The organism is Bradyrhizobium lablabi (assembly GCF_001440475.1).
GTDB lineage: Bacteria > Pseudomonadota > Alphaproteobacteria > Rhizobiales > Xanthobacteraceae > Bradyrhizobium > Bradyrhizobium lablabi.
Genome location: NZ_LLYB01000087.1, coordinates 1 through 261 on the forward strand (window position 1 = coordinate 1; position 261 = coordinate 261).

General features: G+C 72.8%; 1 protein-coding gene. It reads left to right on the forward strand.

Going from position 1 to position 261, the window contains the following annotated elements:
• Window positions 1–261 (forward strand): hypothetical protein (locus CQ14_RS48320; protein ID WP_430650215.1); only part of this gene is annotated, 261 nt, incomplete at both ends.

Here is a 261-nt window from a genome sequence, read left to right on the forward strand (position 1 = left end):
CTGCTCGCGCTGCGCGCCGTCTCCGGCTTCGCCACCGGCGGCCTGCGCGCCCTCGCCCGCGCGGTGATGGCGCTGGCGGTTACGGTCGTGATGCGGACGGCGCTCGTCGGAACGTCCGCCCGGCCGCCAGACCTCGACGAGCTGCGGTTCGGCCGGCGTCTCGGATTTCGTCTCGGCCTTGGTTTCAGTTTCAGGCTGGGCTTCGACGGGCGCGGCTTCTGCAACGGCGGATTCAGCGGGTGCTTCGGCTGCCGCAGGCGC